24 protein-coding genes are annotated in these 24,944 nt (G+C 57.3%); 16 read left to right on the forward strand and 8 right to left on the reverse strand.

Features of this window, described 5'->3' with window-relative positions; genetic code table 11:
- Positions 1–49: 49 nt before the first annotated feature.
- The 4 genes from L379_RS11645 to L379_RS11630 all read right to left on the reverse strand — a co-directional run bounded on the left by L379_RS11645 (position 50) and on the right by L379_RS11630 (position 5,498).
- Positions 50–1,567 (reverse strand): carbohydrate porin, encoded by a 1,518-nt coding sequence (locus L379_RS11645; RefSeq protein WP_023303760.1) that lies wholly within the window; start codon positions 1,565–1,567, stop codon positions 50–52.
- A 171-nt stretch (positions 1,568–1,738) separates the two neighbouring features.
- The gene (locus L379_RS11640) at positions 1,739–2,635 is read right to left on the reverse strand and encodes an aminoimidazole riboside kinase (protein WP_032653634.1); all 897 of its coding nucleotides are present in this window, start codon (positions 2,633–2,635) and stop codon (positions 1,739–1,741) included.
- An 88-nt stretch (positions 2,636–2,723) separates the two neighbouring features.
- The gene (locus L379_RS11635) at positions 2,724–3,935 is read right to left on the reverse strand and encodes a diguanylate phosphodiesterase (RefSeq protein WP_032653636.1); all 1,212 of its coding nucleotides are present in this window, start codon (positions 3,933–3,935) and stop codon (positions 2,724–2,726) included.
- An 87-nt stretch (positions 3,936–4,022) separates the two neighbouring features.
- Positions 4,023–5,498, reverse strand: coding sequence for an alpha/beta hydrolase (locus L379_RS11630; protein ID WP_032653637.1), 1,476 nt, complete (start codon positions 5,496–5,498; stop codon positions 4,023–4,025).
- A 267-nt stretch (positions 5,499–5,765) separates the two neighbouring features.
- Between L379_RS11630 and L379_RS11625 the strand changes: the two genes are divergently transcribed.
- From L379_RS11625 to L379_RS11595, 7 genes are read left to right on the forward strand one after another with little or no spacing between them, the layout of a single operon-like run.
- A complete protein-coding gene (locus L379_RS11625; RefSeq protein ID WP_003857080.1) occupies positions 5,766–6,620 on the forward strand; it encodes a MurR/RpiR family transcriptional regulator in 855 nt (284 codons plus the stop codon).
- Between the two features lie 12 nt (positions 6,621–6,632).
- Positions 6,633–7,205, forward strand: a complete 573-nt coding sequence (gene ddpX / locus L379_RS11620) for a D-alanyl-D-alanine dipeptidase (protein ID WP_032653640.1) — start codon at positions 6,633–6,635, stop codon at positions 7,203–7,205.
- 15 nt (positions 7,206–7,220) lie between these two features.
- A complete protein-coding gene (locus L379_RS11615) occupies positions 7,221–8,753 on the forward strand; it encodes an ABC transporter substrate-binding protein (RefSeq protein ID WP_032653643.1) in 1,533 nt (510 codons plus the stop codon).
- A 23-nt stretch (positions 8,754–8,776) separates the two neighbouring features.
- Complete coding sequence (locus L379_RS11610) at positions 8,777–9,799, forward strand: ABC transporter permease (protein ID WP_003857077.1); 1,023 nt, start codon at positions 8,777–8,779, stop codon at positions 9,797–9,799.
- On the forward strand, positions 9,796–10,692 hold the full coding sequence (gene ddpC / locus L379_RS11605; protein WP_006810694.1) for a D,D-dipeptide ABC transporter permease: 897 nt from the start codon (positions 9,796–9,798) through the stop codon (positions 10,690–10,692). The genes L379_RS11610 and ddpC overlap by 4 nt, the downstream gene beginning before the upstream one ends.
- Positions 10,689–11,675 carry an ABC transporter ATP-binding protein gene (locus tag L379_RS11600; RefSeq protein ID WP_023296656.1) on the forward strand — a complete coding sequence of 329 codons (987 nt, stop codon included), beginning with the start codon at positions 10,689–10,691 and terminating at the stop codon, positions 11,673–11,675. The genes ddpC and L379_RS11600 overlap by 4 nt, the downstream gene beginning before the upstream one ends.
- Entirely contained in the window at positions 11,668–12,594 is a 927-nt protein-coding gene (locus tag L379_RS11595; protein WP_015570491.1) for an oligopeptide/dipeptide ABC transporter ATP-binding protein, read from the forward strand. Before L379_RS11600 ends, L379_RS11595 begins: the two co-directional genes overlap by 8 nt.
- On the opposite strand, the gene L379_RS11590 is transcribed toward L379_RS11595, so the two are convergent.
- The gene (locus L379_RS11590) at positions 12,591–13,340 is read right to left on the reverse strand and encodes an SDR family oxidoreductase (protein WP_032648374.1); all 750 of its coding nucleotides are present in this window, start codon (positions 13,338–13,340) and stop codon (positions 12,591–12,593) included. The genes L379_RS11595 and L379_RS11590 overlap by 4 nt on opposite strands.
- 137 nt (positions 13,341–13,477) lie before the next feature.
- Between L379_RS11590 and L379_RS11585 the strand changes: the two genes are divergently transcribed.
- Positions 13,478–14,383 carry a LysR family transcriptional regulator gene (locus tag L379_RS11585; RefSeq protein ID WP_032653645.1) on the forward strand — a complete coding sequence of 302 codons (906 nt, stop codon included), beginning with the start codon at positions 13,478–13,480 and terminating at the stop codon, positions 14,381–14,383.
- A 23-nt stretch (positions 14,384–14,406) separates the two neighbouring features.
- Here the strand turns inward: L379_RS11585 and L379_RS11580 are convergent, their stop codons facing one another.
- Positions 14,407–14,835, reverse strand: a complete 429-nt coding sequence (locus L379_RS11580; protein ID WP_003857069.1) for an OsmC family protein — start codon at positions 14,833–14,835, stop codon at positions 14,407–14,409.
- A gap of 69 nt (positions 14,836–14,904) precedes the next feature.
- Entirely contained in the window at positions 14,905–15,792 is an 888-nt protein-coding gene (locus tag L379_RS11575) for a LysR family transcriptional regulator (protein WP_074174229.1), read from the reverse strand.
- A gap of 111 nt (positions 15,793–15,903) precedes the next feature.
- Here L379_RS11575 and L379_RS11570 point away from each other — a divergent pair, with 111 nt between their 5' ends.
- The 7 genes from L379_RS11570 (at position 15,904) to adhP (ending at position 23,053) form a co-directional block, all read left to right on the forward strand.
- Positions 15,904–16,755, forward strand: coding sequence for a Vmh family MBL fold metallo-hydrolase (locus L379_RS11570; RefSeq protein WP_032655607.1), 852 nt, complete (start codon positions 15,904–15,906; stop codon positions 16,753–16,755).
- Positions 16,756–16,806: 51 nt separating this feature from the next.
- On the forward strand, positions 16,807–17,328 hold the full coding sequence (locus tag L379_RS11565) for a VOC family protein (RefSeq protein WP_017693390.1): 522 nt from the start codon (positions 16,807–16,809) through the stop codon (positions 17,326–17,328).
- A gap of 141 nt (positions 17,329–17,469) precedes the next feature.
- Positions 17,470–17,685 carry a biofilm-dependent modulation protein gene (gene bdm / locus L379_RS11560; protein ID WP_015570485.1) on the forward strand — a complete coding sequence of 72 codons (216 nt, stop codon included), beginning with the start codon at positions 17,470–17,472 and terminating at the stop codon, positions 17,683–17,685.
- Between the two features lie 95 nt (positions 17,686–17,780).
- Positions 17,781–17,918, forward strand: coding sequence for a stationary-phase-induced ribosome-associated protein (gene sra / locus L379_RS11555; protein WP_000841561.1), 138 nt, complete (start codon positions 17,781–17,783; stop codon positions 17,916–17,918).
- Positions 17,919–18,094: 176 nt separating this feature from the next.
- Positions 18,095–19,792: an NAD-dependent malic enzyme gene (locus tag L379_RS11550; RefSeq protein ID WP_006810704.1), complete on the forward strand. Its 1,698-nt coding sequence runs from the start codon at positions 18,095–18,097 to the stop codon at positions 19,790–19,792.
- A 344-nt stretch (positions 19,793–20,136) separates the two neighbouring features.
- On the forward strand, positions 20,137–21,846 hold the full coding sequence (locus tag L379_RS11545; protein ID WP_032653652.1) for an ABC-F family ATP-binding cassette domain-containing protein: 1,710 nt from the start codon (positions 20,137–20,139) through the stop codon (positions 21,844–21,846).
- A gap of 196 nt (positions 21,847–22,042) precedes the next feature.
- Complete coding sequence (gene adhP / locus L379_RS11540; protein ID WP_006810706.1) at positions 22,043–23,053, forward strand: alcohol dehydrogenase AdhP; 1,011 nt, start codon at positions 22,043–22,045, stop codon at positions 23,051–23,053.
- Positions 23,054–23,092: 39 nt separating this feature from the next.
- Here adhP and L379_RS11535 read toward each other — a convergent pair whose 3' ends face one another.
- Complete coding sequence (locus tag L379_RS11535) at positions 23,093–23,602, reverse strand: RrF2 family transcriptional regulator (protein ID WP_017382310.1); 510 nt, start codon at positions 23,600–23,602, stop codon at positions 23,093–23,095.
- A gap of 130 nt (positions 23,603–23,732) precedes the next feature.
- Between L379_RS11535 and L379_RS11530 the strand changes: the two genes are divergently transcribed.
- On the forward strand, positions 23,733–24,935 hold the full coding sequence (locus tag L379_RS11530) for an NAD(P)/FAD-dependent oxidoreductase (protein WP_032653655.1): 1,203 nt from the start codon (positions 23,733–23,735) through the stop codon (positions 24,933–24,935).
- The last annotated feature ends 9 nt before the right edge of the window (positions 24,936–24,944 follow it).

Raw genomic sequence — 24,944 nt, forward strand, 5'->3', positions numbered from 1 at the left:
CTCTTTTTATGGTGTTCGAAACGCCCCCGCGATGCGGGAGCGTGAAGGGTTAAAACCAGGTTTCCATCTGCACCCCAAAGTTCCATTCCCCGCCCGCGTTGAAGCCGCTGCTGCCAAAGGCGTCATCGCTGGCGTAGTTATCCAGCTTGCTGCTCCAGTCCATCCAGGTGGCGAACAGGCGCAGCTCCGGACGGCTGAAGAAATCGCCAATTTTGCCCGCCTTTAACGTCGGGGCGAAGGTCAGCTTGTAGAAGCTACCGTTAACCGCATTGCGATCCTTGTAGCCTTCCGGGCTTAAATCCATGTACTGATAGCTGCCTTCGAACGCGAGGGCAAAATTCTGGGTCACCTCTTTGATCAGACGCGTATTGAGCGTGACCCACTCATAGCTGTCGCCCTTCACGTAGCGGTCCTTACTGCTTTGCGCCAGCACGGCGGGCGCAATGTGCCAGCCACCGCCCAGCGGCGTGACACCGTAACTTGCAAAACGCCAGGTATCGGCTTCTGACAGCAGCGCGCCGTCTGAACCAATGCTTTTCACCTCGGCGCCCAGACCGTGGCCGTAAAGCAGCGCCGTTTTGGCGGAACCTTCCCGCAGGCCGTAGAAGCTCTCGTTATGCAGACCAACCAGCGCATGTACCCCGTTATTGGCCGCGTCGGTTTTAATCGGATCGCCGTTGCTGTCCTTACGGTCGTCATTATCTTTTGCCCGTAAGCCGCTGACCATCATCTGCACCGGCCCGGCGAAGTGATTCATGCTGAGGATGTAGTTCTGAACGTTGTTGTCGATCTCCTCTTCGCTGCCGAAGTTACGGCCATAAAGGGAGAAGTTACTGCGCAGCGTATCGTTCCACTTCACGTCGTAGACGCCGCCGCCGGTCCCGGCGAGAAACACCACGTCGGAATCCAGCCAGTGAATGTCGAAGTTGTCGCGATCAAAACGCTTACCCGCCCAGAAGGTACTGCCCTTCAGCGCACCGGTAAAGTCAGGCAAATTGCCCAGCTCGGCAAAGGCCTGACGAATGTTCAGGTCGCTGCTGTCTGCCGACCAGTCGTTATAGGTTTTCTGACCGTCGGCCAGCATCGCCTTAAAGCGCGTCGTCGCACCATTCTCCAGCGTCTGTTTGTGCTCAACATTCAGCTCAACGTAGGTATCCGCTTCGTTCCCCAGACGCCCGATGGCCCCGCCAGTTTCCCCGGCGGGCGTCAGATAAGGGCCGCTTTTGCTGCTGGAGGCCGCGTCGTTCATCAGCAGGCCGGAACGGGCGTAACCGTGAAATTCAAAACCGCCTGTCCGGTCGGCTTTTTCTTCCAGCACCGTGGTACGTTGCGCCACCGCCTGTGTGGAGGTTTGCGCTTCCTGCTGCGCAGCCACCAGCTGCTGTGTTTTCTGTTCCGCTGCCGTGGCGCGCTTTTCAGCAACCTGCGCGCGGGTTTCCGCCTCCTGCAAACGCTGCTCCAGCGCCGCCAGGCGCGCTTCGATACGTGTCATATCCGTCTGGGCAAAAACAGAGGTACTCCCGGCCAGCATGCCTATCATCACGGCAAGTCTGCGTTTTTTATACATTTTGTCGCATCCCTAATAACTATCGGTGAAAGTGCTAAATTGCTAAACCGGTTTAGGCTGATGATACTAAACCGTTGAATTTTGGATCGGCAACGTTTTTTGCTAAACCGTTTTAGTAAGTGTGATCGAGACGACAATTCAGGCCGCCGACCGGAGGCCTGGAGAGGTGAATTACAGTTCGTGATGATAAGGCAGCGCGGTCATTGCCCCTTTTGCGGTTGTCGCCAGCGCCCCACAGCGCTGCGCCAGCGTGATGACCTCTGAAAGACGGGCCTGGCCATCACGAGCCAGACCGAACAGCAGCCCGGCGACGAAAGCATCCCCCGCGCCGGTGGTATCAATGCATTCCACGGGTGATGCAGGATAGTGCGTCAACGCGCCTTTCTGCCAGGCGGTTACGCCCTCTTTTCCCTGCGTCACCAGCACCAGCCTGGCCGGACAGGTGCGCATCAGCGCCGCCAGCCCCTCATGGACCTGCGCATTTCCGGTTAAGAACGCCAGCTCTTCCACCGAGATTTTAACCACATCTGCACAGGCTAATGCCCGCTCAAGACACTGACGCAGCTCGACTTCATCGTGCCAGAGATCGGCGCGGATATTGGGGTCAAAGCTGACGAATCCCCCCGCCTGTCTGATAGCGCCCATCGCCTGAAACGTTGCGGAACGGCTGGGTTCGGCGCTGAGCGCGATAGAGCAAACGTGCAGCCACTCCCCGGCGCGGAATGGCGGGAGATCGGCAGAGTCAAGGAATAAATCAGCGCTCGGGCGAACCATAAAGGTAAAGGAACGTTCACCGTCGTTATCGAGATCCACCACCACCGTGGAAGTGCGATGCTGCGGGTCCAGGCGCAGCCATTCTGTATTAACCTGCTCATCCGCAAGCGTTTTTTGCATAAAACGCCCGAAGGGGTCGTCGCCCACCCGGCCTATAAAGGCGCTTCTGCCGCCCAGACGCGCAACCCCTACCGCGACATTGGCCGGTGCGCCGCCAGGACATTGCAGCAGTTTGCCCTCTCCGTCGGGCAACAGATCCACCACGGCATCGCCAAGTACCCAGATCATCTCCATATCACCTTCTTAGCTAAATCATGTTAAACCGGTTTAGCTATTTAAGCACAGGCAGGGTGTCGGGGAAATATGGCGAGGGAAAATTTGCTTAACCCACCCGATGGGGCCAGTGGATATCACCTACGCCATTGAGCTGCGGGCGGGCGAACAAAAAGCCCTGGAAGCGGCGAATACCGGCGGATTCAAGCCAGCACCACTCTTCTATCTTCTCAATGCCTTCTGCGACCAGCGTAATCTCCAGATCGGTGCAGCAGCTGATTATCGACTTCACAATCGCCTGCTTGGGCCCGCTCAGATGGATATCGCTGACGATCTCTCTGTCGATTTTGAGCTTATCCGGTTGAAACCGGGTGAGCAGTGAAAGACCAGCATAGCCGGAACCAAAATCATCTATCGCCAGCCCAACCCCTTCCGCGCGCAGCTGTTTAATGGCGCTGTTAAACTGGTTGAAGCCAGAGATCATCTCGCTCTCAGTGACTTCAATGACCACCTGCTCAGGCTGTAGATTGTGCTTTTTGATCTGCGTTACCAGGAACTCTACCGCGCCCGGCACGTTAACCAGCGACATTGGCAGCAGGTTCACCGCCAGTTTGTGGCTGCCGATGCCGAGCTTTTGCGCCAGCGCAAAGGTCCAGGCTTTGGTTTGCAGGTCGACTTCGTAAATCTGTTCACGATCGAGACTACGGAAGAAATGCTCCGGGCTGCCGCCGTCGTTTCCGCGTATAAGCGCTTCGAGAGAACTGATTTTGCCTTCGGACGGCTCGACAATGGGTTGCAGCGCAAACTGGCAGGGCTGTCCCGCCAGCAGACCTAACCCTTTACCAAACGGCGCGCGCTCTCGCGAAAGCGTCCATTTATCAGGCTCATAGTCCGAAGCGGGTGGGATAGCGGTTTTGCCGGTAATAAAGGTCTGAATAAATTTGAAGACCCGATCCTCAGAAGTCAGATAGCTTTCCAGCTTGCTGTAATGCAGAACCGACGCCAGAACCGCTTTCGGGGTCTGAACGTCCAGGTCAAACAGCAGCATTCCCACGTCTTCGAAACGTCTGCGCGGGCCGTAATCGCGCATCAGCTCCACCACGCCGGTATGCCGGTCATCCGCACGGATGGTGTTAAAAAGCGCGACGACGCGCTGTTCCGTGCCTTCGAGAATTTGCAGAACGTCACGTCCACGGGAGAGAAGAATGCCTGAGATGCCCTGCTCCGTATTACGGATCCTGGCCTGTTCAACCAGCGCGCTTAACGCTGCGGAGGTGCAGGTTAAGCTCAGCTGGCTTCGATAAATAAGAGTTGTCAGCACAGAAACGGGGTCCGGTATGGGGTATACGCCTGAACGGTACTGTTTAACACAGTTCCCCGGTGTGACCTAATCTATTCCACGTTGGGCTTAATTCTCCCCGATACGGCTGTCGATCCGCGTCTGCATATAATCGTAGAACGGATTCGACGTCACGCGCATCAGCGCATCTTTGCCGACGCTCAGAACCGATGTTTCTCCCCACAGGGCTATCGTCCCCAGGCTGATACCGTAGTGGTTTTTCACCTCAGGATGGCGGCCATACAGATCGTCATCAGGCGGGAACGGAATAGCAACATGCGACAGGGAATAAACCTCCTGCGGATACGCGACAGACAGCGGCATCACCGTTTCCCGGGTGCTACCCGCTGGCGTCGTCTTTGCCACCATATCAAACCTGTCGGGGCTGGCATTGGTCACAATTGTGACACTGTAACGCCTTTTTGCCTCGGGCAGCAGGTCAGCCACCGCCGTCCAGGATGATGGCCTGAACAGTGGACGGAAACTGCCGGCCTGGTTGATATCAAAAACCACCAGTTCGCTGCCGTTTGCCGGAAGCTGGTCAAACAGCCCGCTAACTACGGCGCGGGTACTGACCGTTGAATCCATGACCGACTGAAACGCCAGCACCGGCGGAAGCTGCGCCAGTTTGTGATCATGAACATCGCGGTTTATCTGCTCATGCAGCGCCTGGGTAAGCAGCCAGGACTGACGTGCTGCATTCACCGGGAACGAATTGTATTTATAAGGATTATATTCCGGCGAAATGTTGAGCCACGCGGCTTTGGCAAACGCCGGTAACATAGCCGGTAGCCCGGCGAATCCGGCAAAGCGCGCAAACGCCGTGACGCCAATCATCGGTGAGAGCAAAACGATCTGCTGAGGTTTACGCAGTTCAGGCGCATCAAGGGCGTCGAGGGCGTATTTCATCGCCAGCGCCCCGCCGTTGGAGTAGCCCACCAGATGCAGGGGAAGATCGTTCCCCGTCAGGCGTGTCGCTTCACGAACCGCAAGGCGCGATGCGGCCAGCCAAGCCTCCCAGTCAACGTCTGTCAGCGCGCCCGGCGCCGTGCCGTGTCCGGGCAAACGAGGCACTACGGCCACAAAGCCGTGCTGTTGATAATTCTCTGCCAGATGCCTGACGCTGTAGGGCGAGTCCGTCAGACCGTGCAGCAATACCACCGCCCCGCGCGGCTTTCCGGCAGGCATCAGCACGAATGACCGGTTTGCATCCGGGGAAAAGTGTCCTGGCCACACCAGGCTCTGGCGGTAATAACGGTTCAGCGGCGTGCGCTCTGCGGGGGTGACTTTCGCCGTCACCTCAGCGTCGAGAGCGGTGAAGATGGCGTTTTCCCGCGCGACATACGCTGCGAAGGTCGCGTTATCCATCTCCTGCACGGACATTTCGTCAGCCCGCCAGGTGTGCCAGTGATGCAGGGCCGGCCCCTGCTGCGAAAGATAAACCCGCACCGCCAGCAGCACGAGCACAATGATCCCGATGACCATCGCTATTTTTTTTGCGAGAGCCATCAGGCGCACGCTGACCCGCCAGGGCAAATTCGCCATGTTAGGCTCCCTCCCTTATCCACAGAGCGTTTATCTTACCAAAAAATGTGAAGAGGCTGACGTATTCACCAAATAGATACCGCTCAGGCCGGACACTGCACCAAAAGTGAACTACGCTGCACAAATGTTGAGCATCCGTTAAACAAATATTGCATTAACTTTGCTGCACAGCGCGTTTTCGCCGCAATGTGAACATGGCACGCGTCCTGCATTGTTAATCCGGTAACAGAAACCCGGCCTTTGACAGCCAGTTAACAGCGAGGCGGTATGACGACCAAACCTGAGGTGTTGAGCCGTATCGAAGCGACCTTTAGCCAGCTCACCCCGAGCGAAAAGCGGGTGGCAAGCTGGATGCTGGCGCACGTCGGGCAGATCCCCTTTGAAACGGCAGAGAGCGTGGCGCTGGCCACGGCCACCAGCGGGATCACCGTCGGACGTTTTCTGCGCAAGCTGGGCTATCGCAACCTGGACGACGCCAAAAAAAGCCTGCGCGATCCCCACCAGCCCTGGGGCATTAACGAGCGTCTCGACTCCTGGAAGCAGCAACAGCCGCTGTCGGATCGCCTTCAGCACTCCCTGTCGCTGGAGGTGGACGCCATTGCCCATGTCTACCAGCTGGCGCAAAGCGAAACGTTCAGGCAGGTGGTCCAGCAACTTACCCATGCCGACGCCGTCTTCGTGCTGGGGATCCAGTCCACGCGCGGGATCGCCAATGCGTTCTTCAGCCATCTTGAGTATCTGCGCCCGCGGGTGAGCTATTCCGAAGGGCTCTCCGGTAGCTGGGTGGAGTCGCTTAACTCCGGCTTTGCTAACCCGTATATCGTGCTGACGGATACCCGCGCCTACTCCGCCATTGCCCGCCAGTACTGCCGCGTGGCGAGCGAAAAAGGCCTGGCGATGGCGCTGATCACCGATATCTGGTGCCCGTGGGCGCGGGATTATCCGATTGATTTACTCCAGGTGAAGACCGATACCGGCCATTTCTGGGATTCGCTGGCGCCGGTGAGCTGTCTCTTCAACCTGCTGCTGTCGGGCGTTGTGGAGGCGCTGGGCGATGCGCTGCCGGAACGTCTGGCAATCAACCGACAACTACAACAAGAGTTTGGTCAATTTGAACGCTAAAGGAGCGGAGCTATGCCTGAAGAGAGTCAACTGATTGATGTGGCGAAAACCTTTCCCACGCTGCATATCGATCTGAAATACGCGACCGCCGATAACATCACTGGCCGCCCGATCTACCAGCACGCCGCGTGCCTGTTGCATACGGATGCCGCCACCGCGCTGGCGAAAGCGATCAGCATCGCCGCGCTGGCCGGTCTGAAGCTGGTGGTTTACGACGCCTACCGCCCCAAGCAGGCGCAGTCGCAACTCTGGGATGCCTGCCCCAATCCGGAATACGTGGTGGATGTCGCAATTGGCTCTAACCACAGCCGGGGCACCGCCATTGACGTCACGCTGATGGATGAACACGACAACGTGCTGGATATGGGCGCCGGGTTTGACGAAATGCACGACCGTTCTCATGCCTGGCACCCTTCCGTTCCGCCCGAGGCGCAGCGAAATCGTCTGCTCCTGAACGCGGTGATGTACGGCGGCGGTTTTGTGGGCATCAGCAGCGAGTGGTGGCATTTCGAACTGCCGAACGCCGCCAGCTACCCGCTGTTAGATGACCAGTTCGCCTGTTATCCGACCACACACTCACTCTAATTCTGGAGCCCGGCCATGAAAACTACGCTGCTTACAACCCTGATTGCCGCTACGCTCGCCCTGAGCGCCCCTCTCGCGCTGGCGGCGGTGCCAAAAGATATGCTGGTGATTGGGAAAGCTGCCGATCCGCAAACGCTGGATCCGGCGGTCACTATCGATAACAACGACTGGACGGTGACCTACCCCTCGTACCAGCGTCTGGTGAAATACAAGCCTGGCACCACGGAGGTGGAAGGCGATCTGTCGACGGGCTGGAAGGCGTCTGACGACCAGAAAGAGTGGACGTTCACCCTGGCAGATAATGCAAAATTCTCTGACGGCACGCCGGTGACCGCCGAAGCGGTCAAGCTGTCGTTTGAACGTCTGCTGAAAATTAATCAGGGGCCTTCCGAAGCGTTCCCGAAAGATTTGAAAGTGGACGCGGTGGATGAACATACGGTGAAATTCACCCTCAGCCAGCCGTTCGCCCCGTTCCTCTACACGCTGGCCAATGACGGCGCGTCGATCGTCAACCCGGCGGTGCTGAAAGCCAATGCCGCCGACGACGCGCGCGGTTTCCTGGCGCAAAACACCGCGGGTTCCGGACCGTTTATGCTGAAAAGCTGGCGGAAAGGTCAGCAGCTGGTGATGGTGCCCAACCCACACTGGCCGGGTGAAAAGCCGCACTTCAAGCGCGTCTCGGTGAAGATTATCGGTGAAAGCGCCTCGCGTCGCCTGCAACTTTCCCGTGGCGATCTGGATATCGCCGACGCCCTGCCGGTGGATCAGCTTGCCGCTCTGAAGCAGGAAGGCAAAGTGGCCGTGGCGGAATACCCGTCCCTGCGGGTGACCTACCTCTATCTGAACAACAGTAAGCCTCCGATGAATCAGGTGGATTTGCGCCGCGCGGTCTCCTGGGCCACCGATTATCAGGGGATGGTGAAAGGCATTCTCAGCGGGAACGGCAAGCAGATGCGCGGCCCGATCCCGGAGGGCATGTGGGGCTTCGATGCGAACGCCATGCAGTACAGCTTTGACGAGGCTAAGACCAAAGCGGCGCTGGAGAAAGTCAACGATAAACCGGCCAGCCTGACGTTCCTCTACTCCGATAACGACCCGAACTGGGAGCCTATCGCCCTCTCCACGCAGGCGAGCCTGGGCAAGCTGGGGATTAACGTCAAGCTCGAGAAACTGGCGAACGCCACCATGCGCGACCGCGTCGGCAAAGGTGATTATGACATTGCGATTGGTAACTGGAGCCCGGACTTCGCTGACCCGTACATGTTCATGAACTACTGGTTCGAATCGGACAAAAAAGGGCTGCCGGGTAACCGCTCATTCTATGAGAACAAAGAGGTCGATGCATTGTTGCAGGCGGCACTGAAAACCACCGATCAGGCGGAACGCACCAAAGATTACCAGCAGGCGCAGAAAGTGGTGATTGACGAGGCGGCTTACGTTTATCTGTTCCAGAAGAACTACCAGCTGGCGATGAACAAAGAGGTCAAAGGCTTCACCTTTAATCCGATGCTTGAGCAGGTCTTTAACATCGCCACCATGAGTAAGTAACGGCCCACGCCGGGGGGAAGTGTATGACGTTCTGGAGCATCGTGCGCCAGCGCTGCTGGGGGTTAATCCTGGTGGTGGCCGGTGTCTGTATTATTACTTTTATTATTTCACACCTGATCCCCGGCGATCCGGCCCGCCTGCTGGCCGGTGACCGCGCCAGCGATGAAATCGTGCAGGGCATCCGCCAGCAGCTGGGGCTGGATCAACCGCTCTATATTCAGTTTGGCCGCTATGTAGAGGCGCTGGCGCACGGCGATCTGGGCACCTCCATTCGTACCGGTCGCCCCGTTGCGGAAGATTTGAAAGCCTTTTTCCCCGCCACGCTGGAGCTGGCCTTCTGCTCTTTGCTGCTGGCGCTGGTGATTGGCGTACCGCTGGGCATTTTATCGGCGGTGTACCGTAACCGCTGGCTGGATCACCTGGTGCGACTGATGGCGATGACGGGCATCTCGACGCCTGCCTTCTGGCTGGGACTGGGGGTAATCGTTCTGTTCTACGGGCAACTGCAAATTCTGCCCGGCGGCGGCAGGCTGGACGACTGGCTCGATCCGCCTGCCCACGTTACCGGCTTTTATCTGCTGGACGCCCTGCTGGAAGGCAACGGCGAGGTGTTTTTCAACGCCCTACAGCACCTGATTCTACCCTCCCTGACCCTGGCCTTTGTGCATCTGGGTATTGTGGCGCGTCAGGTGCGTTCCGCGATGCTGGAGCAGCTGAGCGAGGATTATATTCGTACCGCCCGCGCGAGCGGGTTGCCGGGCTGGTACATCGTGCTGCGCTACGCCTTACCCAACGCCATGATCCCCTCCATTACCGTGCTCGGGCTGGCGCTGGGCGATCTGCTGTATGGGGCAGTCCTTACCGAAACCGTGTTTGCCTGGCCGGGAATGGGAGCCTGGGTGGTGACCTCCATTCAGGCGCTGGACTTCCCTGCCGTCATGGGCTTCGCGGTCGTGGTATCGCTGGCCTATGTCTTCGTCAATCTGGTGGTGGATCTGCTGTATCTGTGGATCGACCCGCGAATCGGGCGCGGAGGTGCCGAATGATGTTAACTCAGGAAACGCCCGTCCCCGTCAGCACCGCCAAACAGCGCATCAACTGGGCAAAGCTGTTCTGGATGTTACGCAAAAGCCCGCTCACGCTGATCGGCGGGGTGATTATGATCGTGATGCTGCTGATGATGGTGGTCTCGCCGTGGATAGTCCCGCACGATCCGAACGCGCTGGATCTGACCGCGCGATTGCAGGCGCCTTCAGCCCAGCACTGGTTTGGCACCGATGAGGTAGGCCGGGATCTGTTCAGTCGCGTTCTGGTGGGCAGCCAGCAGTCCATCACGGCGGGGCTGGCGGTGGTGGTGATTGCGGGCGGCATCGGTTCTCTGCTCGGCTGTTTGTCCGGCGTACTCGGCGGGCGCGGCGACGCCATCATTATGCGTATCATGGACATTATGCTCTCCATCCCCTCGCTGGTGCTGACGATGGCGCTGGCCGCCGCGCTCGGCCCAAGCCTGTTTAACGCAATGCTGGCGATTGCGATTGTACGCATTCCGTTTTACGTGCGGCTGGCACGCGGGCAAACGCTGGTGGTGCGCCAGTTCACCTACGTACAGGCCGCCCGCACCTTTGGCGCATCGCGCTGGCACCTGATCAGCTGGCATATCCTGCGTAACGCCCTGCCGCCGCTGATCGTTCAGGCATCGCTGGATATCGGCAGCGCCATTCTGATGGCCGCCACGCTGGGCTTTATTGGATTAGGCGCGCAGCAACCCACCGCCGAATGGGGCGCGATGGTGGCCGTGGGGCGTAACTACGTGCTTGACCAGTGGTGGTACTGCGCGTTTCCGGGGGCGGCAATTCTGATCACGGCAGTTGGGTTTAATCTGTTTGGCGATGGTCTTCGCGACCTGCTGGATCCCAAATCAGGAGGGAAGCAGTCATGAGTGATTCCGTATTATCAATTGAAGATTTGCACCTGAGCTTCCCCATTTTTCGCGGTGACGTCCACGCGCTCAATCACGTTTCGCTGGAGATTGGCCGGGGTGAAATTGTCGGCGTGGTGGGCGAATCTGGCTCGGGAAAATCGGTCACTGCAATGCTGGCGATGCGCCTGCTGCCGGAAGGCAGTTACCATGTTCACCATGGCCGGGTCACGCTGCTCGGGGAAGATGTCCTGAATGCGTCGGAAAAACAGCTTCGTCAGTGGCGCGGCGCCAGGGTGGCGATGATTTTTCAGGAGCCGATGACGGCGCTCAACCCCACGCGCCGGATTGGCAGGCAAATGGTGGAGGTGATCCGCCAGCATCAGTCGCTTTCCCGCCGCGACGCGCAGCAGAAGGCGATCGCCCTACTGGGCGAGATGCAAATCCCGGATGCGGCACAGGTGCTGGATCGCTATCCGTTTGAGCTTTCCGGCGGCATGCGCCAGCGGGTGATGATCGCCCTTGCCTTCTCCTGCGAGCCGGAGCTGATCATTGCCGATGAGCCGACCACCGCGCTGGACGTGACCGTTCAGCGTCAGGTGCTGCGTCTGCTGAAACACAAAGCGCGCGCCAGCGGGACGTCGGTGCTGTTTATCAGTCACGATATGGCGGTGGTATCGCAGCTTTGTGACCGGATGTACGTTATGTACGCGGGCAGCGTGATCGAAAGCGGCAGCACGCAGACTTTGATCCACCATCCTGTACACCCCTATTCGATTGGCCTGCTGCGGTGTGCCCCGGAAAATGGTGAACCGCGCGAGATCCTTCCGGCCATTCCCGGCACGGTGCCTAACCTCAGCCACCTCCCGCGCGGATGTGCTTTTCGCGAGCGCTGTTTTGCTGCCGGAGCGAAATGCAGCGAAACGCCGCGCTTAATTTCCACGGGCGCAGAAGGCCAGCAGGCTGCCTGCTGGTACCCACAACAGGAGACACGCCATGTCTGAGGTACTGCTGGAACTGGATAGCGTGCATGTGAATTTTCCTGCGCGCAAAAACTGGCTGGGGCGCGTGACGGAGCAGGTACACGCCCTCAACGGCATGGATCTCCGGATCCATCGCGGCGAAACGCTGGGCGTTGTGGGGGAATCTGGTTGCGGAAAGAGCACGCTGGCGCAGCTGCTGATGGGCATGCTCAAACCGAGTACCGGTGCCTGTCAGCGCGCGAATGCGGCAGGCGGTATGCAGATGGTATTTCAGGACCCGCTCTCGTCCCTCGACCCGCGTTTACCCGTCTGGCGCATCATTACCGAGCCGGTGTGGATACAGCAACGCCGCAGCGAACGGGAGCGTCGTCAGCTGGCTGAGACGCTGGCGCAGCAGGTGGGCATTCGGGCGGAATATCTTGACCGCCTGCCGCATGCGTTTTCGGGTGGACAGCGCCAGCGCATCGCTATTGCCCGGGCGCTCTCTTCGGATCCGGACATAATCGTGCTGGATGAACCCACCAGCGCGCTGGATATTTCCGTCCAGGCGCAGATCCTCAATTTGCTGGTTGCCCTGCAACAGCAGCGAAATCTGACCTACGTGCTGATCTCGCACAACGTCTCGGTGGTCCGGCACATGAGCGACCGGGTGGCGGTAATGTATCTGGGGCAGATCGTGGAGCTGGGTCCGGCGGACCAGGTGTTGGGCAAGCCACGGCATCCGTATACGCAGCTGCTGCTTGACTCCGTTCCCCGTACCGGAGAACCGCTGGACGAAGATCTGGCATTACGCAAAACCGATCTCCCCGGTAATCGCCGCCTGCCCGATGGCTGCTACTTCCGCGACCGCTGCCCGCTGGCAGCTGAAGGATGCGAACGGCCGCAGCCGCTTCAGCCCGCAGCCGGAGACCGAAGCGTACGCTGCTGGCGTAACCGCTAGATTTGCGCCATCCCGCCATCGACAAACAGCTCCGTGGCGTTTATAAAGCTGGCGGCATCGGACGCCAGAAACGCCACGGCTTTTCCGACTTCGCCCGGCGCGCCCAGGCGACCCAGCGGCACCTGGGCCGCCAGCGCATCGTATAATCCCTGACGCTGTTCTTCGGGAACCAGATCGCCAAGACCGGGCGTTTTCACGGGGCCAGGGCTGACGACGTTGACGCGTATCCCGCGGCCCTGTAAGTCCAGCGCCCAGGAGCGGGCAAAGTTACGCACGGCGGCTTTACTGGCGCTGTAGACGCTAAAATTCGCCGTCCCCTTAATTGAAACCGTCGATCCGGTGAGGATAATGGATGAACCAGAGGAGAGCAGCGGCAGCGCTTTCTGGACGGTAAACAGCACGCCGCGCACGTTGGTGGCAAAAATCCGGTCAAACTGCTCCTCGGTGATGGCGCCCAGCGGCAGCATGTCGCCGCCCCCGGCGTTGGCGAACAGAATATCGAGTCGTCCCTCTTCTTTAGCAATCTGCGCGTAAACCTCATCCAGATCGGCCATTCTGGAGACGTCCGCGCGGATAGCTACCGCCGCGGCGCCAATGTCTGCCCGCGCAGCATCCAGTTCGGCCTGACGACGTCCGGTGATATAGACCTTCGCTCCCTGCGCCGCCAGCTCCTGTGCCGTTGCGAGACCAATACCGGTGCTGCCGCCGGTCACCAGAGCAATTTTTCCTGCAAGCGTTGTATTCATACTCATAACCTTCTGTTGTGATGTAAAAGAGGAGCGTTTGCCCGCGTCAGGCAGACTTTAGATCTTGCAGGATTCGTGATAAACGGGCAAAAATGAAAATGAATTTTCACAGCAGGAAATAATCAGAGGAGATCTGTGTGGATCAGCTAATGGCAATGCGCGCCTTTACGCGGGTGGTTGAATCCGGAAGCTTTACCCGAGCGGCAGACTCCCTGAACATGCCGATAGCTACGCTGAGTAAGCTGGTAAAATCACTTGAAGCGCACCTGGAAACACGGCTGCTGCATCGTACTACGCGCCGGGTGGTCACGACGGCAGAAGGCATGGAATACTACGAGAAAGCGCTGCGGGTATTAATTGATATAGAGGACATTGATACCGCCTTTCGCGCATCGTGCTGCACGCCTAAAGGCCATTTGCGTATCGATGTGGGGGGGTCAACCGCCCGGGACGTGTTGATCCCCCTGCTGCCGGATTTTTTTCAGCGCTACCCGGACCTGCGCATCAACCTGGGGGTAGCCGACCGTCCGGTAGACTTAATCAGTGGAAACGTAGACTGCGTGATCCGCGGCGGCCCGCTGGATGACTCTTCGCTTATCGCCCGGCATATCGGTGACGCCCGGATGATAGCCTGCGCGACGCCGGGCTATCTTAAGACCCACGGCATCCCTGCCTATCCGCAGGAGCTGCGCAACGGCCATAAGCTGATTAGCTACCTTTCCCCCGTTACCGGACGCGCATTCCCGTTTCGGTTTCTCGATCGGGATGAACCGCTGGAGATCAGCGTTCCGCACCATCTTGGAGTCAATGAAAGCAACGCACACCTGGCCGCGGCGCTGGCGGGTTTAGGGATTATTCAGACGTTTGGCTATGCTGCGAGAGCGCATCTGGAAACGGGCGCGCTGGTAGAGATCCTGAGCGACTGGCGTCCTAAGGCGTATCCTTTTCACGTAGTCTATCCACAGAGTCGGCATTTAACACATCGCCTGAGAGTGTTTATTGCGTGGCTTGCCGAGGTCTTCCCTGCGGCGGTGAAAGGTTAGCCGGGCATTTGCCCGGCCAGATATCAGTTCAGTTTGTAATCCAGCGTGATTTCGGCTTTCAACAGCTGCGACACCGGACAACCCGCCTTCGCTTTCTGAATAATGCCGTCAAACTGCTGCGGATCGATACCCGGGACCGTCACCTTGCTTTGCAGCGCCACTTTGCTGATGGCAAAACCACTGTCGGTTTTATCCAGCGAGACATCCGCCGTGGTATCGATGGAATCGGCGGTATAACCCGCTTCGCCCAACATTAGCGACAGGGCCATAGAGAAACAGGCCGCGTGCGCTGCGCCAATCAGCTCTTCCGGGTTGGTCCCTTTTTCGCCCTCGAAGCGGGTGTTAAAGCCGTAAGGTTGCTGGTTAAGGACGCCACTTTCTGTTGAGACCGTCCCTTTGCCGCGTTTGATGTCGCCAGACCAGTGTGCTGAACCGTGCTTATGAATCGTCATTCTTGCTCTCCTTTTGGCTTACAAAGGGATAAGTATAGGACGCATAATCCATTTTGCAGGGAAGACAGATTAGTCCGAGCGCGTGGCAAGGTGGTTTGCCAGCGCGTCGAGGAACACACGCTGCGCCGCAGGCTGATAGTCTCGCGACTGATAAATACCAAAAATACCGATTGGTTTTGGCGTAAAGGCGCTGAGCACCGGCACCAGGCTGCCCTGCCGTAGCGCCGCGTCAGCCTCTCGCTCGGGCAGCATGGCAATACCACAGTGGTTTATCGCCGCCGCCATCAGCAGTGACGAGATGCTGGCGCTGAGATTGCCGCTGACCGCTGTCGTGATCGGCTCCCCTTCGGGCGTCAAAAAACGCCACGACTGACCGGCAAAAAAGCTGTAATGCAGGCAGTTGTGCCGGGCTAAATCCTCCAGCTGCTCTGGAACGCCCCGGCTGGCAAGGTAGTGCGGCGAAGCGCAAAGTACGGACCGACACTCTCCCAGTCGGCGGGCGATCATGCCCGGTTCGGGGTTATCGGTGATGCGGATCGCCACGTCAATTCGCTCGCCCACCAGGCTTACCGGATGGTTATTAACATCCAGCTCAATGCGCAGCTGAGGGTAACGCTGCAACAGATCGGGCAGCACCGGAGCGATAATCTGCATCGCGGTGAAATGCGCGCAGGCGACGCGAAGCGTGCCTGAGGGTAAATCCTTCACTGACTGATCTTCAATTTCCTGAGAAATTTGCGAGAGCGTACGCGTCTTTTGCAGGACCTTCTCTCCCGCCGCCGTCAGCGTCAGCTTGCGGGTGGAGCGGTTCACCAGCCGCGCCCCGGCCCACTTCTCCATCTGCTCCAGATAACGGCTCACCATCGGACGGGAGATCCCCAGCGCCCGCGCCGCCGCGCTTAAACTCCCCAGCTCACAGATGCGGTTGTACACCTGGGCGGCAATAACGCGATCCATTTTGACCTCCATTTGCTCGATTTATGAAACTAAGCATCTCCTGTTTCAGGAATTCTGGCAAATGAAGAGATCCGTACAATAGAGACTTTCCTGAAGAACAGAGACATGACCATGACCATCCCCCGCCTTGCTTTGCTGACAACCCTTTTCACTCCGGCCGTCTTTGCCGCGCCGTTGACCGTTGATACGTACAACCCGCAGGAAAAAGGCATTTTTGCCGTTTCTTCCACCCTGGTGTCTGGCCCGAAAGAGGCGGTACTGTTTGACGCCCAGTTCAGCGTGAAAGATGGCGAAGCGCTGGTAGAAAAAATTCGCCACAGCGGTAAAACGCTGAACAAAATCGTGATCACTTCCGGCGATCCGGATTTCTATTTCGGCCTGCAACCGCTGGTGAAAGCCTTCCCTAATGCCAAAGTTGTCGCCACGCAACAGGTGGTGGACCATATCAAGGCCACAAAAGACGCGAAGCTCGCCTTCTGGGGGCCACAGATGAAAGACGGCGCGCCGACGCAGCTCTACGTGCCGCAAGTGCTTGCCTCAACCACCTTTATGATTGACGGTGAGAGAGTGAATATTGAAGAGCCTGAGAGCTATGCGGCGTATGTCTGGATCCCATCCGCAAAAACCATCCTCGGCGGCACGGGCGTCTCATGGGGCATTCACGTCTGGACGGCAGATACCCAAACGCCGGAAAACCGCAAACAGTGGCAGCAGACGCTGGATAGCATGGCAGCCCTTAAGCCCGAACACGTTATTCCGGGCCACTACCTGGGGACACCGCCAGCAGGTACCGGCGCTATCGACTTTACCCGTCGCTATCTACAGCAGTTTGAACAGGCCCTCACGGCAGATAAAGCGTCAACCGGCGTCATCAACACAATGAAAAAACAGTGGCCGAATCTGGCGGAAGCCAGTTCGCTGGAACTGAGTGCCAAAGTGAATACCGGCGAAATGAAGTGGTAATAGCCTGATTATCTCCTGCTATATTTAAATTTTTTATAGCAGGAGTTAACTATGCCATCTTCAGTAAGGGGCATCGACCATATCGGTATTACGGTGCCCGACATTGAAAAAGCCACCCTATTTTTTGAACGCGCTTTCGACGCCCAGGTTTTATATCATTCTGTCGATGCGCAAACCGATAATATTGATCAGCCCGCCCAGCAGCACACCTTAAAATTATTTCCCGGCACAAAAATTCACGCCATTCGCATGCTCGTCATGCCCCACGGACCCGGCATAGAACTTTTCGAAATGCATGGCCCTGAACAGGGAATGCCCGCCCGCGCCAGCGACTTTGGCCTCCAGCATTTTGCTGTTTATGTTGATGATTTTGATAAGGCGATAGCCGCTTTCACCGCTGCTGGCGGGGAGATGTTTACCGCGCCAAAGCCGCTCACGTTTCCGGATGAGCAAGGTGAAGGTAATGCTTTCTGCTATGGGCAAACCCCCTGGGGCAGCATTGTAGAGTTGATTTCCTGGCCAACGCCCATGCCTTATGAAAAAACGACAAATTTACGCCGCTGGAAACCCTAAATTTTATTTCTGTGCTACGGGAGATGATATTTTTATTTCCAGGACGAATCTGAACCACAACGGCAAAAATATTTGCCAATCTGAATGCGAATTACGATTTTGCACGCCGTAACATTAAACAGACAACGACACGGAGGCAGCATGTTTACTTATTACCCGGCACATACCACAGCAGCACAACCCGAACTCGTTAACGCGATTGCGCAGGGTCTTCAGGCGGAGCACGGTGTTGTTACCGAAGATGACATTTTGATGGAACTGACCAGGTGGGTGGAAGCCACAGACAATGACATCCTCAGTGACATCTACCAGCAAACCATCAACTATGTCGTTAGCGGGCAAAATGCACCTTTGTAAAAACCTGCTAAGCTGGATCTGCAACCTAAGGGGTTACATTTCGTTTGCGTGAGCAAACTTGTCCTTAAAACTATCAACGGGATTGAGGAGTTAATATGAAATCGAACCGTCAGGCACGCCACATTCTGGGACTGAACTACAAGCTCTCAAACCAGCGCAAAGTGGTTATTGAAGAGGGGAGCGAAACGCAAGTGACCCACGCCACCGGCAGGAAACGTCAGGCAGGCAAGTAAGTTCCAGTACGAAATCCACAACACCATCGGTCACCCCGGTGGTGTTTTTGTTTATGTGTTGCGGTAATTAATATTTAGCTCCTTTATAATACCGCCCGACCGCACCCCGTAGCACAGGCCAGAAAGATGACAAACAGCAGTGTCAGGGACGGATCTTCTTAAAAAGAGTGAGTGACATGGACAACAAACTGAAAAAACATCGTTCCCTTTATATTCCTTACGCCGGTCCGGTTTTACTGGAGTTTCCCCTTCTGAACAAAGGCAGCGCCTTTAGCATGGAAGAGCGCAGCAGCTTTAACCTGCTGGGCCTGCTGCCTGAAGTGGTTGAAACCATTGAAGAACAGGCGGAACGCGCCTGGATCCAGTATCAGGGCTTTAAAACCGAAATCGATAAGCACATCTACCTGCGTAATATCCAGGACACCAACGAAACCCTCTTCTACCGCCTGGTGCAGAACCATCTCGAAGAGATGATGCCCGTCATTTACACCCCAACCGTCGGCGCGGCGTGTGAACGCTTCTCAGAGATCTACCGTCGTTCCCGCGGCGTGTTCATCTCCTATCAGAACCGTCACAACATGGACGATATTCTGCAAAACGTTCCTAACCACAACATCAAGGTGATCGTGGTAACCGATGGCGAACGTATTCTGGGCCTTGGCGACCAGGGCATTGGCGGGATGGGTATTCCCATCGGTAAGCTCTCGCTGTATACCGCCTGCGGCGGGATCAGCCCGGCCTACACCCTGCCGGTGGTGCTGGACGTGGGAACCAACAACCAGCAACTGCTGAACGATCCGCTGTACATGGGCTGGCGTCATCCGCGCATTACCGACGACGAGTACTATCAGTTTGTTGATGATTTCATCCAGGCCGTGAAGCACCGCTGGCCGGACGTGCTGTTGCAGTTCGAAGACTTCGCGCAGAAAAACGCCATGCCGCTGCTGAACCGCTACCGCGATGAGATCTGCTCGTTCAACGACGACATTCAGGGCACTGCGGCAGTGACCGTGGGGACGCTGATTGCCGCGAGCCGTGCGGCAGGCAGCCAGCTCAGCTATCAGAAAATTGTCTTCCTGGGTGCAGGCTCCGCGGGCTGCGGCATCGCCGAGCAAATTATTGCCCAGACCCAGCGCGAAGGCTTAAGCGAAGAGCTGGCTCGCTCCCGCGTCTTTATGGTGGACCGTTTTGGCCTGCTGACCGACGGTATGCCAAACCTGCTCCCGTTCCAGACCAAACTGGTGCAGAAGCGTGAAAACCTGAAAAACTGGGATACGGATAACGAAGTGCTCTCGCTTCTTGACGTGGTGCGCAACGTGAAGCCGGACATTCTGATCGGCGTATCCGGGCAGACCGGCCTCTTCACGGAAGAGATTATTCGCGAGATGCACAAGCACTGCGAACGCCCTATCGTGATGCCGCTGTCTAACCCGACTTCACGCGTGGAGGCAACGCCGCAGGATATCATCGCCTGGACAGAAGGTAAGGCACTGGTCGCGACCGGCAGCCCGTTTGATCCGGTGCTGTGGAAGGACAAACTCTATCCCATCGCACAGTGCAATAACTCCTATATCTTCCCGGGTATTGGTCTGGGGGTTATCGCCTCCGGCGCGTCACGCATCACCGACGAAATGCTGATGTCCGCGAGCGAAACGCTGGCAGGTCACTCACCGCTGGTGAATAACGGTGAAGGCCTGGTACTGCCGGAGCTGAAAGACATTCATAAAGTGTCCCGCGCAATTGCCTTCGCGGTAGGCAAAATGGCGCAGCAGCAAGGCGTCGCGGTGAAAACCTCTGCCGATGCGTTGCAGCAAGCGATTGACGATAACTTCTGGATGCCGGAATACCGTAGCTATCGTCGTACTTCTATTTAAGCATTGCCCCTCACCCAGCCCTCTCCCCAAAGGGGAGGAGGGTTAGGGTGAGGGGAATATACGGCACCTCCCACTAGCCAAACCCATTTTCCCCCGCTACACTCCCTTCATCCATTAACCTACTGAATATATAAGGAGGCCAATTATGCTGTACTGTGAAATTTTCAATGTTTCACATACATTTGGTGATCGCACCAGCTCAAGCGTTATCGGTATCGTGCTGCGATAACTTCCGCTTGAGCGAAGACACCAACCCCTGAAATCCCTTCTCTCGGGCTTACTGAGTTATCGTCAGCGATGTTTGACGAGGCATAAACATGCCTGTAACTCCTGGGTAAGCAACAATGAGCACTTTACTCACTGCACATTCTTTACGCGTTGATACGGCGTTCGGCACGCTCTTCGACTCTCTCTCCTTTACGTTGAAAAAAGGCGATCGCATCGGCCTGCTGGGTGATAACGGCTGCGGAAAAAGTACGCTGCTGAAAATCCTTGACGGGACGCAGTCCCCTGCTGCCGGAACCGTTTCACTGGCGGGGCATTGCCTGCTGGCGCGCGTGGAACAACATCTGCCGGAGGCCCTTTATCCCCTGACCATGCTGGATGCGGTGCTGGCGCAGCTGCCGATCGGTGAGCGCGACAGTTTGCGCTGGAAAGCCGAGTCGCTGCTGGCCGGAATGGGCTTCACGACGCAGGAAACGGCGTTAACCTCCGCCACGCTGAGCGGCGGCCAGCATACGCGGTTGCTGCTGGCACGAGCGTTGATAAGCGATCCGGATCTGCTGCTTCTGGACGAACCGAGCAACCACCTTGACCTGCCGACCCTGCTGTGGCTGGAGCAGTTTCTACAAAACTGGTCCGGCAGCTTTGTGCTGGTCTCACACGACAGGCAACTGCTGGACGCGGTAACCAACGGCAGCTGGATCCTGCGCGATAAAACGCTGCACGCCTTTGCCCTTCCCTGCACTGCCGCCCGTCTGGCGCTCGACGCAAAAGACGAAAGCGATGCGTTGCGCCATAAGGCAGAGCAAAAAGAGATCGACCGCGTCACGGCCAGCGCACGGCGTCTCGCGAACTGGGGCAAGGTCTATGACAACGAAGATCTCTCCCGTAAGGCTAAGCAGATGGAAAAACAGGTCGAACGCCTGAAAGAGACCCAGACGGAACTGACGGCGGGAAGCCCGTGGACCTTAACCCTGCGCGGGGACGCGCTTCGGGCCGACCGCCTGCTGGAAATGACTCACCTAGGCGTCCCCCCGGCGCCGGGTCTGCCAGACCTGTTTACTCTCGACAGCGCGCGGCTGAAGAGCGGCGATCGCGTGGCGATTGTGGGTCGTAACGGCTGCGGAAAATCGTCGCTGCTGAAGCTTATCTGGCGACATTTTCGCGACGAGATCGCGGACGAGCGGCTTAAGCGTCATCCGCGCGACTCACCCGGCTACTACGACCAGACGCTGCACCAGTTGCCAGATGATGCGGCGCTGCTTGATGCGCTGGAGCCTTTCGCGCCAGATCCGCAGACCCGTAAAATGGCGCTCATCAGTGCCGGGTTCCCGTGGGCGCGTCACGGGCAAAAAGTCAGTACGCTGAGCGGCGGGGAACGTTCGCGCCTGCTGTTCGTCGGCCTGACGCTTGCCCGTTATAGCCTGCTGATGCTGGATGAACCGACCAACCACCTGGACATGGAAGGCAAAGAGGCGCTGGCGGAAACGCTGCAACAGTTTGAAGGCGGAGTGCTGCTGGTGAGCCACGATCGTCAGTTAATTAGCCAGAGCTGTAACCGCTTCTGGCTGATTGAGGACGGCAGGCTGAGCGAATGGCACGATGCGGAGGCGGTGTTTGAGCGCCTGCGTGAGGACACCGGTCCGGTTGTACCTGAAGCGTCGAAGGCCGCATCGAAGGCACCCTCTTCAGCGTCTGACGATCTGCTCGAACGCCTGGTTGCCCTGGAAACACTGCTGGAAGAAGATTTGGCGCGTAAGCCAAAACATCAAAAACCGCAGTTACAGGCGCAATGGCGAAAAGAGATTGAGGTAATAGAAGCGCAACTGTAAATCTGAGCCCGGCGGTGGCGTCGCCGGGCCAGTGTTTTTCACCCCAATTTATGAGGGGTACAGCCTTTTCTTAATCCGAAAATGCATCAAATAATGACATTATGTTGCGGTTACCTTGCATTACAGCGCCAAAGTATTAATCCTTAATGGGTAATCAGACCTGCTATGCAGATACTCATCATGAAAGGAGAAATACATGAAGGCTGCTGTTGTCACTCAGGATCATCAGGTTAATGTCACAGAAAAAACCTTACGCGCGCTCAAACATGGTGAAGCGCTGCTGAAGATGGAGTGCTGTGGCGTTTGCCATACCGATCTCCATGTTAAGAATGGCGATTTTGGCGACAAAACCGGGGTGATCCTCGGCCACGAAGGGATTGGTATCGTCAAAGAGATTGGTCCTGGCGTCACGTCGCTAAAAGTAGGCGATCGTGCAAGCGTGGCGTGGTTCTTCGAAGGCTGTGGCCACTGTGAATATTGTAATACCGGCAACGAAACGCTGTGCCGTGACGTGAAAAACGCGGGTTACTCCGTTGACGGCGGCATGGCGGAAGAGTGCATCGTCACCGCGGATTACGCGGTTAAAGTTCCGGACGGACTGGACTCTGCGGCGGCCAGCAGCATCACCTGCGCCGGGGTCACCACCTACAAAGCGGTAAAAGTCTCTGACATCAAACCCGGCCAGTGGATTGCGATCTATGGCCTGGGCGGTCTGGGCAACCTCGCGCTGCAATACGCCAAAAATGTCTTCAATGCGAAGGTTATCGCCATTGACGTGAATGACGAGCAGTTGAAGCTCGCTGCCAGCATGGGCGCAGACTTAACCGTGAACTCCCGCAGTGAAGATGCGGCAAAAGTGATTCAGGAGAAAACCGGCGGTGCACATGCGGCGGTGGTGACGGCGGTAGCGAAAGCGGCCTTCAACTCTGCCGTTGACGCAGTACGCGCCGGTGGCCGCGTGGTGGCTGTTGGCCTGCCGCCGGAAGCGATGAGCCTGGATATTCCACGTCTGGTCCTGGATGGGATTCAGGTAGTGGGTTCCCTGGTGGGTACCCGTCAGGATCTGCTCGAAGCCTTCCAGTTTGCGGCTGAAGGTAAGGTGAAACCGAAAGTTACAATGCGCCCACTGGAAGATATCAACGCCATCTTCAAAGAAATGGAACAGGGCCAGATCCGTGGCCGTATGGTGATTGATTTACGTTCTTAACCGCGGTGGCCGGGTAGCGGCTCTGCCCTGCCCGGCTTTTCACGTGGACGAACGGCGATCGGAAATCCATTCCTGAACCTCGATCTGGAACGTGTCCGGCGCTTTTCGATACATCTTCCGCGCCAGATCCAGGATGGTATGGCGCCCTAACTCCTCTTCCATCCGCTGCTGCGCGCTGTCCATGACCGAGCGCACCCCACACGGGCCGTTACAGACCCAGGCAGGTGGCGTTTCATCAAACACCGCCAGGCGCTGACGCACTTCCCGACACTCAAACATATTCTTCTCGCCGTCAATGGCATGCGCCACGTCCAGCACGCTGATCAGCTCTGCCGGACGCGCCAGCCGGAAGCCTCCCCCTTTACCCTCGGTGCTGATGACCAGCCCCGCGCGTGATAAACGGGTGAAGATTTTTCCAAGATAGTCGTACGGCACGCCCTGCAAGGCCGCCATCTCCCGGACGCTCATCTCACGTTCATTGCCTTTTGCATCCACCATACACATCAGGCTATGAATGCCATATTCCACACCAGAACTGTAAAACGCCATGGCTCACTCCGGGTCATTGTTCGCTGCATTATAACGATTTTTAACTCAGAAAGAAGTTGTCGCAGTTAACTCCGACAAGTATAGTGGCAGTTATGTCAGACATACAGCCTGACGCACTAAAGGATCGAGTATGAAAAAGCAGATTTTAATTGTGGGTAGTGGGTTTTCCGGTATGTGGGCTGCGGTCAGCGCCGCGCGCCTTTCTGCTCTGGCGGGTAACAATAGCCTCAGCATTGCCGTGCTGGCCCCTGTTGCGGAGCTACGCGTTCGCCCACGCTTTTATGAAGAGAACGTGTCGACGATGGTCGCGCCGCTGACCGAACTGTTTGCTGAGCTGAGTATCGCCTTTATTGCGGGCGAAGCACAACGTATTGATACCTCGTCTAAAACCGTTTTGTATCGCGATTCAAACGGCGCGATTGCTGACGTCGCCTGGGAACGTCTGATCCTCGCAACCGGTAGCCAGACTAAACGTCCTCCTGTTGCCGGTCTGGCTGAATACGCCTTTGATATCGACCAACTCGACTCCGCCAGATTATTCGAGCAGCATCTTGATTCGCTGGTTTCGCGCCCCTCCACCCCGGAGCGTAATACCGTGGCCGTGTGTGGCGGCGGCTTTACCGGCATCGAACTGGCAACGGAACTCCCTGCCCGACTCCGTACTCGCTTCGGCGCTGATACAAAGACTAAAGTAATCGTAGTTGAAAGAGGTGCAACCATCGGCGGGCGTTATAGCGAGGCGCTGCGTAACACAATTGAAGAAGCAAGCAACGCGCTCGGCGTTGAATGGCGTTTAAACAGTGAAATTGAAGCCATCGATGCCAGCGGCGTAACGCTGAAAAACGGAGAGCGCATTGCCAGCGCCACTGTAGTGTGGACGGCAGGGGTAGAAGCTAACCTCCTCAGCCTGCAAATTGACGGGGAACGCGATACTCAGGGACGGCTGATCGTCAACGACACGTTGCAGGTTCCTGCGCATCCGGAGGTTTACGCGACGGGTGATATGGCGCACGCCAAAACGGACGATGCGGGCAACACGGCGCTGATGACCTGCCAGCACGCGATCCAGCTGGGGAAATTCGCCGGACACAACGCGGCGGCCAGCCTGTTAAATCTGGAGCCGTACCCTTACCGTCAGGTGAACTACGTCACCTGTCTGGATTTAGGTGGCTGGGGCGCGGTATACACCGAGGGCTGGGAACAGCGCGTTAAATCCGTGCGCGAGGAAGGCAAAAAGATCAAAGTCGCCATCACCAACGAACTGATTTACCCACCAGCAGCAGACAAAGCGGTCGCTTTTGCCGCCGCTGACCCGCTGGCGAAATTCGTTTAGTCCCCTTCT

This window comes from Enterobacter sp. MGH 33 (assembly GCF_000534535.1).
Classification (GTDB): Bacteria; Pseudomonadota; Gammaproteobacteria; order Enterobacterales; family Enterobacteriaceae; genus Enterobacter; species Enterobacter hormaechei_C.